This window comes from Aminobacter sp. P4_D5, assembly GCF_056401815.1.
Genome location: NZ_JBFUIP010000013.1, coordinates 51,967 through 59,576, shown reverse-complemented (window position 1 = coordinate 59,576; position 7,610 = coordinate 51,967). Strand labels below are relative to the sequence as shown.

Annotated in this window: 5 protein-coding genes and 1 pseudogene; 2 read left to right on the top strand and 4 right to left on the bottom strand. The window is 62.9% G+C overall.

Features of this window, described 5'->3' with window-relative positions; all coding sequences use genetic code 11:
* Both AC1DWF_RS05310 and pgi read right to left on the bottom strand, forming a co-directional pair.
* Nucleotides 1–308 (bottom strand): annotated as a pseudogene (locus AC1DWF_RS05310) (HAD family hydrolase); the annotation flags it as partial.
* Between the two features lie 5 nt (nucleotides 309–313).
* Nucleotides 314–1,954, bottom strand: coding sequence for a glucose-6-phosphate isomerase (pgi, locus tag AC1DWF_RS05305; protein WP_476781994.1), 1,641 nt, complete (start codon nucleotides 1,952–1,954; stop codon nucleotides 314–316).
* Between the two features lie 252 nt (nucleotides 1,955–2,206).
* Between pgi and pdxR the strand changes: the two genes are divergently transcribed.
* Both pdxR and AC1DWF_RS05295 read left to right on the top strand, forming a co-directional pair.
* Nucleotides 2,207–3,700 carry a MocR-like pyridoxine biosynthesis transcription factor PdxR gene (gene pdxR / locus AC1DWF_RS05300; RefSeq protein WP_476781991.1) on the top strand — a complete coding sequence of 498 codons (1,494 nt, stop codon included), beginning with the start codon at nucleotides 2,207–2,209 and terminating at the stop codon, nucleotides 3,698–3,700.
* A gap of 180 nt (nucleotides 3,701–3,880) precedes the next feature.
* Nucleotides 3,881–5,470: a trimethylamine methyltransferase family protein gene (locus tag AC1DWF_RS05295; protein WP_476788771.1), complete on the top strand. Its 1,590-nt coding sequence runs from the start codon at nucleotides 3,881–3,883 to the stop codon at nucleotides 5,468–5,470.
* 12 nt (nucleotides 5,471–5,482) lie between these two features.
* On the opposite strand, the gene AC1DWF_RS05290 is transcribed toward AC1DWF_RS05295, so the two are convergent.
* Together AC1DWF_RS05290 and AC1DWF_RS05285 are read right to left on the bottom strand one after the other, a co-directional pair.
* Nucleotides 5,483–5,881 carry a hypothetical protein gene (locus tag AC1DWF_RS05290; RefSeq protein ID WP_476781989.1) on the bottom strand — a complete coding sequence of 133 codons (399 nt, stop codon included), beginning with the start codon at nucleotides 5,879–5,881 and terminating at the stop codon, nucleotides 5,483–5,485.
* Nucleotides 5,882–5,978: 97 nt separating this feature from the next.
* Nucleotides 5,979–7,562 (bottom strand): peptide ABC transporter substrate-binding protein, encoded by a 1,584-nt coding sequence (locus AC1DWF_RS05285; protein WP_476788770.1) that lies wholly within the window; start codon nucleotides 7,560–7,562, stop codon nucleotides 5,979–5,981.
* Nucleotides 7,563–7,610 lie beyond the last annotated feature (48 nt).

Below are 7,610 nucleotides of genomic sequence, written 5' to 3'. Positions count from 1 at the left end.
GCCTTGGCCGAGCCCTGTTCAGCTGACACCTGATCGAAAACCTTGACCAGTGCTGCCCGTTCGTCGTTGCCGGCCTGGGGATACCACAGCGCCACGATATCGGCGTTGGTGCCGGCGGCAAACACCGAATCGGCGCGGAAGCCATGCGCTTCAAAATCGTAGCCGGCTGATTCCATCAGCGCGTTGGCCCGCGCCTTGTCGCCGTCGGCTGCTTTCAGCGCCATCATTTCGCCGATAGCGAACCACGTCGCCTGGAAATCGACAAGGGTTCCGTCCTTGTCGAAAAGTATGCCCTTGATGCCCCGCAATATGACTACTCCCGTTCTCTAAGCCGGTGGATATGCTCCACGAGGCCGGCTGTCGAGGAGTCGTGACGCGCGGCATTTTCTCGCCCCTCCACGACAGGCAACAGCCCGGTTGCCAGTTCCTTGCCGAGTTCCACGCCCCATTGGTCGAAGGCGTTGATGCCGAACAGCTGCGCTTCGACGAACACCCGGTGTTCGTAAAGCGCGATCAGCCGGCCGAGCATATGCGGGTCGAGCTTGCGGTAGAGAAGGGTCACCGACGGGCGGTTGCCCGAGAAGACGCGGTGCGGCGCGATCTTGTCGACTTCTTCTGATTTGATGCCCTTGGTCAGCATCTGCCGTCGTGCTTCCTCAAGCGTGCGGCCCTTCATCAGCGCTTCCGACTGCGCCAGGCAGTTGGCGAGCAGCAGATCATGATGCTCCTGAAGGTCGGGCTTATGGCCCTCAGCGGCCGCCAGGAACTCGACCGGGATGAAATCGGTGCCCTGGTGCAGCAGCTGGAAGAAGGCGTGCTGGCCGTTGGTGCCGGGTTCGCCCCAGACCAGCGGTCCGGTCGGCGTCACCACGCCACCGCCGGCGAGCGTTACACTCTTGCCGTTCGACTCCATATCGAGCTGCTGCAGATACGCCGGCAGCCGCGACAGGCGCTGGTCGTAAGGTATGACGGCACGCGCCGGGTAGTTGCACACCGCACGATGCCAGAAACCGACCAGCCCCATCAGCACGGGGATGTTCTTGAGCAGTGGTGCCGTGGCGAAATGCTGGTCCATGGCATGCGCACCGGCGAGGAAGTCGCGGAAATTTTTCGGGCCAATGGCAATCATGATCGGCAGGCCGATCGCCGACCACAGGGAATAACGGCCGCCGACCCAGTCCCAGAAGCCGAAGACGCGGGTGGGCTCGATGCCGAAGGCTGCGACCTTGTCGAGGGCGGTCGACACCGCTGCGAAATGGCTGCCCACCGCCTTCGCACCCAGCTTCTCTTCGACCCAGCGCCGCGCGGTGGCGGCATTGGTCATGGTCTCTACGGTGGTGAAGGTCTTGGACGCGATGATGAACAGCGTGGTCCCTGCGTCGAGGTCCTTCAGCGTATCGTGGATATGGGCGCCGTCGATGTTGGAGACGAAATGCGCGCGCGGCCCGTCGTGATAAGGCGCGAGCGCCAGCGTCGCCATGGCCGGTCCGAGGTCGGAGCCGCCGATGCCGATATTGACGATGTCGGTGATTTTCTTGCCGGTTGCACCCGCGGCCTTGCCCGAGCGGACATCGTCGGCGAATGCCGCCATGGCGTCGAGCACGGCATGCACGTCCACCGTCACGTCGTGGCCGTCGAGCATGACCGGCTTGCCCACAGGGTTGCGCAGTGCCGTATGCAGCACGGCGCGATCCTCGGTGACGTTGATGCGCGCACCCGCAAACATCGCGGCGCGCTTGCCCGCGAGGTCGACCGTCTGCGCCAGTTTTTCGAGCAGCGCCATGGTGGTGGCATCCACGGCGCATTTGGACCAGTCGAGCAACAAGTCACCATCAGTCGCCGAAAAATGCTGGAACCGCTTCGGGTCGGAGGCAAATGCCGCCCGCAAATTCTTCGGCGCGTCCTGATGATGGTTGCGAAGCGCGGTCAGCGCGGCATGAAAGGCTTGATCGATCACCTGGGAACTCCGGGAGTGTGAGCTGCTTGCGTCATCCTAGCAGACCTTGTGACTCAATGAAGGCGTCGCGGCGGACTATCGTTCCAAATTTCAATCGGTTCAATTGCCTTGCTCTGCAACCGTCGCTGGAAAGGTTCACTGGCATAAATCTATAGGATTAGAAAAATTGATTGGTGCAACCGCTTGTGCCAAGGATAGCTTTCTATGGTCCAGCAAAGCTAAAAAGACTGGACATGCGGGAAGAGTTCTATGCCACAGCGAAACGACACGGCGATCTGGTCAGGCTTGTTCCGGATTTCGGCAGAATCAGGTCAGACGCTTCAGGCCCAGATCAGGCAGGCGATCGTCGCCGCCATTCTCGATCGCCAGATCGCGGCTTCGATGCCGCTGCCCTCGTGCCGCATCCTTGCTGAAAAGCTCGGCGTTGCGCGCGGCACCGTGGTGCTGGCCTTCCAGCAGCTTGTCGATCAGGGCTTCCTCGTGGCGCGCGAGCGCCGGGGCCATTTCGTCAATCCCGAAGTGCTGGCAACGCCGGCCAAGCCGCAGCAGAAGAGCCCCGACCAGGCCAACGAGATCGATTGGAAGGCGCGCCGCCAGATCGCTGCCTCCGACATGCCGCCCCCGGCCAAGCTCGAGAACTGGATCAAGTCGTCCTACCCCTTCGTCTACGGCCAGTTCGACCCGACGCTGTTTCCGACCGCCGAATGGCGCGAGTGCAACCGCATGGCGCTGGCCGTGCTCGAAATCCGCAATTGGGCGGCCGACATGGTCGACCGCGACGATCCGCTTCTGATCGAGCAGATCCAGGCGCGCCTGCTGCCGCGCCGCGGCATCTTCGCCAATCCCGACGAGATTATCGTTACCCTTGGCGCACAGAACGCGCTTTACATGCTCGCCACGCTGTTGATGACCAAGGGCTCCAAGGTCGCGATGGAAGATCCGGGCTATCCCGATGCGCGTTCGATCTTCCGCCTGGCTGGCGCCGATATCGAGCCGGTTCCGGTCGATCATTCGGGCATCGTCACATCGGCGATACCGTCGGATGCCGGCTTTGTCTTCGTCACGCCGAGCCACCAGTGCCCGACAATGGTGCCACTCAGCGCCGAGCGCCGGCAGGACCTTCTCGCCCGTGCCATGCGTAACAACCAGATCATCATCGAGGACGGTTACGACAGCCAGTTGCTCGATGAGGCGCCGCAGCAGGCGCTGAAGAGCCTCGATCGCTCCGGCCGTGTCGTCTATGTCGGTTCGATGTCGAAGACGCTCGCGCCTGGCCTGCGCCTCGGTTACATCGTCGCCTCGGCGGATCTCATTGCCGAACTGCGGGCGTTGCGCCGCTTTATGCTGCGCCACCCGCCGGCCAACAACCAGCGCGCGGTCGCCCTGTTCCTTTCGCTCGGTCACCACGAGGCGCTGGTGCGTCGCTTGTCGACCGCCTTCACCGAGAGGCGCAAGCGGTTGGTCCAGGCGCTTTCGGCTTTCCTGCCAGACTGGCAGTCGACCGACTCCGCCGGCGGCACGTCCTTGTGGCTCGAAGGGCCACGCGGCACCGACTCGCGCGGGCTTGCGGCGGCTGCCGCTGCGCGCAGCGTCATCATCGAGCCGGGCGAGCGCTTCTTCGAGCATTCCGACAAGCCTACGCGCTTCATGCGTCTGGGCATTTCCTCGATTGCGCTTCAGCACATCGAGCCCGGAATCCGCGAGCTGGCGACCGCCGCCGGACGCCGCCCCGCGGCTGCATAATGCCCTTTGCCGGCGGCTCCTCCGCGCCGCCGGCTTATATCAGCGTTCTGGCATATCCGGCGGAATCCGCTGGCCCATAGTCTGGGCCAATGGACACGGCATAGTCGCGCAAAGGGAACGAGGCGACACGACGGTGGCATAATCACTGCGGGCCAGCCTCACAGAGTTCGGAGGACCTGCATGTCGCATGCCATCGAAAGCCATGACCTGTCGGCAGAGCAACGCTCGCGCCGATCCGGCGGCAGGGAGGCCAGGCGGGCGATGCGCGCAGCACCACTTGCCGACGACATCCGCCCCATCCGCGCCGGCCTCGAAGGTGGCCGCTTCCAGGCATTGGCGCCAAACGATCTCGAACGCATCCACGAAGCGGTGCTGACTCTGCTCGAGACGGTCGGCTTCGCCAACGCCATCCCAAGTTGTATCGAAGCGCTGACCCGGGTCGGCGCAACCTACAGCGACGACGGCCGCATTCGCTTTCCGCGCGCACTCGTGCTCGCCACCATCAACAACGCTGCCCGCAATTTCACGCTCTGCGGCCAGGACCCCAAACACGACATGCTGATCCAGGGTAAGCGCGTGCATTACGGCACCGCCGGTGCAGCCGTGCATCTTGTCGACGTCGAAAAGCGCGAATATCGCGAAAGCCTGCTGCAGGACATCTACGATGCCGCCCGCATCGTCGAGGGGCTCGACAACATCCATTTCTTCCAGCGCCCGATGGTGCCGCGCGACATTCCCGATCCGCTCGATATGGATTTCAATACCCTCTACGCTTGTGTCTCCGGCACCTCCAAGCATGTCGGCACCAGCTTCACAGTGCGCGAGAACGTCGCCCCGGCTCTTGAGATGCTTTATGAGATCGCTGGCGGCGAGGAGAACTTCCGAGCACGGCCGTTCGTCTCCAATTCCAACTGTTTCGTCGTGCCGCCGATGAAATTCGCCGAGGATGCCTGTGGCGTGCTCGAAGCCTGCGTCGATGGCGGCATCCCGATCCTGCTGCTCTCCGCCGGCCAGGCTGGCGCAACCGCGCCTGCGGCGATTGCAGGTGCGGTGGTCCAGGCGGTCGCCGAGGTGCTTGCCGGTCTCGTCTATGTCAACGCGCTGAAGCCCGGCCACCCCGCGATCTTCGGCACCTGGCCGTTCGTCTCCGACCTGCGCACCGGCGCCATGTCGGGTGGCTCGGCCGAGCAGGCGTTGCTGACGGCGGCCTGCGCCCAGATGGCCCAGTTCTACGATCTGCCCGGCGGCTCGGCCGCAGGCATGGCCGACTCCAAGCTGCCCGACATCCAGTCCGGCTACGAAAAGGGCATCACCAACGTCATGGCCGGCCTTTCCGGCCTCAATCTGGTCTATGAGTCCGCCGGCATGCATGCCTCGCTGCTCGGTTTTTGCCTGGAAAGCCTGATCATCGACAACGACATGCTGGGCCAATGCCTGCGTTGCGTGCGCGGCATCGAGGTCACCGACGCGGCACTGTCGATCGACACAATCTCGGAAGTCTGCCTCAACGGGCCCGGCCATTATCTCGGCAACGAGCAGACGCTCAGGCTGATGCAGACCGAGTACTTTTACCCCGCTGTCGCCGATCGTTTCTCGCCTAAGGAGTGGATCGAAAAGGGCAAGCCCGACCTGCTGGGCAAGGCGATCGCGGAGAAGAAACGAATCCTGGCCGAACGTTTTCCGCGCCACATTCCAAAAGCCACCGACGACAGGCTGCGCGCCCGCTTTGGCGAGCTGATCAAGTTGCCACGCGGTGGCATGGGCGGGTAGGGCAGATCGCCGCTAGTCGGTGCTCAGCCCGAAACGCTCGACGACATCGGGATTGATCAGCTTGGCGTGGAGTGCAAGCAGCACGATCTCCGCGTCGAAGCCGTCGCCTGCTTCCAGCGCTGCCTCGATCCGTTGCTCGGCTTCCTCCATGTAGTCGCGGCCATTGGCCCGCTCGAATGCTTCCGGCCCGGCGATGCAATAGCCAAACAGTTGCGCCACCGGCGGGTAGGCATGTGAAGGCGGGTCGTCTGGCCAATGATCCTTCATCAGATTGACGATGGTGAGCTTCACGCCTTCCGGCACCAGCGCGGGATGCAGGTCGACGCCGCGCAAGGCCGCGTCCAACTCGCGCAGATCGCCCGAGCGGCCGAACATGCCGAGAAATCCAAGGGAAGAGCGTCGTCTCGTCATGATGTCCCTGACCGTTTCCTCATCACCTAGGCGGTTTGGAAACGGAATTCAAAGGCCAACTGCGCGAGCATGGATGACGATCCAGCAGCGCTGACTGTCACTCCTTGAGCGACAGCCAGCGCGACCGGTGCACGTCACGGACATTGTCTTCGAAGCCGACAGCTTTCGGCGACACCAGGTTTTTCGATACGGCCCAGGTCAGCGGAATCACCGCCGTTTCGTCCAGTGCCATCTCTTCCGCGACCCGCAGCAGCAGGAGGCGCTCCGCCGCATCCTGTTCGGTCGCCGCCTTGTTGAGCAGAATGTCGAAGCCAGGATTCGAATAGCCCGCATAATTGTTCGGGTGGCCGGTTTTCATCAGCGCGAGTGAGTCGCTTGCGTCCGCATAGTCGAGGATCCAGCGCGCGCTGCCGGCAGTGAAATCGCCCTTTTTGAGCGCGTCTTGATGTTCGGGGATTTCCTCCCTGACAAACTCCACCTCCGCGCCGATCTCCTTCCATGCCTTTGCGACCGCCTCGCTGGTCTTGATCTGCAGGGGCAGGTTGGACGTGCGCAGTTGGAATTTGAGCGGCTTGCCGGGTCCATAGCCGGCGGATTGCATCAGCGTTGTCGCCTCGGCGACGCGCTGCTCGAGCGTCTTTGCGCTCCAGTCGGGCATGTAGGGCGTGTCCCCAAAACCCGGCACGCCGAGCGGTACCATCCCATAGGCGGCGAGCTGTCCGGTCTCCAGAACTGTGCCGATTTGCTCGCGGTCGATCACCATCGACAATGCGCGCCGCACCCGTGGATCGTTGAAGGGCCGTGTCTTCAGGTTGAGCACGTAATACCAGATGCCGAGCGCAGGCACGATGCGCGCCTCGCCTGGCCGGCTCGACTGCAGTTCATCCATTTGCGCGGCAGGGAACTGCGTGGCGATATCGATGTTGCCGGCCTTGTACGCCGCAAGCGTCGCGCCTTCGTCGTCGATGAAATGATAAACGACCTCGTCGAGCTCGACCTCGCCAGCCTCGCGATATCTGTCGTTCTTGACCGCGCGCAGCGTCTTCCCAGACTTCCATTCGGCGAGTTTGAAGGCGCCATTGCTCACCAGATGTTCCGGCTTGGCCCAGTCATCGCCGAACTTCTCGATGATGTGCTGCGGCACTGGATAGGCACTCGCCTGCACCAGCGCCTGCAGGAAATAGGGCATCGGCCGTTCGAGCTTGATTTCGAGTGTCTTGGCATCGGGTGCAGCCACGCCGAGCACTGCCGGGTCGGTTATCCTCCCGCCATTGAAGGCCTCCGCGTTCTTGATGGGGAACTGGATGAAAGCGAAATCGGCCTTGGTCTTGGGGTCGAGCACGCGGCGCAACCCAAGCAGAAAGTCGCTCGCCTCCAGCGCTTCGCCGTCGCTCCATTTCAGCCCGTCGCGCAGCTTGAACGTATAGGTCAAACCGTCCGACGACACTTTCCAGGATTCCGCTTGGCCCGCCACCGGAGTGCCGGAGGCATCCTCCGTGACCAGCCCTTCAAACAGATCGCCGATGATCAGGTCCGGCCAGTCGCCGGTCAATTTCTGCGGGTCGAGTGTCGCCGGCTCGGCCGATGTCTGGATATCAAGCGTCGCTGCCAGTGCCGCGTTTGTCAGCAATATCGGAACCAGGATGAATGCACTCAGCCAGGATGCGATGCGATTACGCATGGCCATTGCCCCTCTGTTGCTGTCGCAACCTACATCACGAGGTTGCAT

Excerpts from the sequence above, each read along its gene's own strand:
- AC1DWF_RS05285 (WP_476788770.1), bottom strand. The coding sequence starts at position 7,562 with ATGCGTAATCGCATCGCATCCTGGCTGAGTGCATTCATCCTGGTTCCG.
- pdxR (WP_476781991.1), top strand. The coding sequence starts at position 2,207 with ATGCCACAGCGAAACGACACGGCGATCTGGTCAGGCTTGTTCCGGATT.
- AC1DWF_RS05290 (WP_476781989.1), bottom strand. The coding sequence starts at position 5,881 with ATGACGAGACGACGCTCTTCCCTTGGATTTCTCGGCATGTTCGGCCGC.
- AC1DWF_RS05295 (WP_476788771.1), top strand. The coding sequence starts at position 3,881 with ATGTCGCATGCCATCGAAAGCCATGACCTGTCGGCAGAGCAACGCTCG.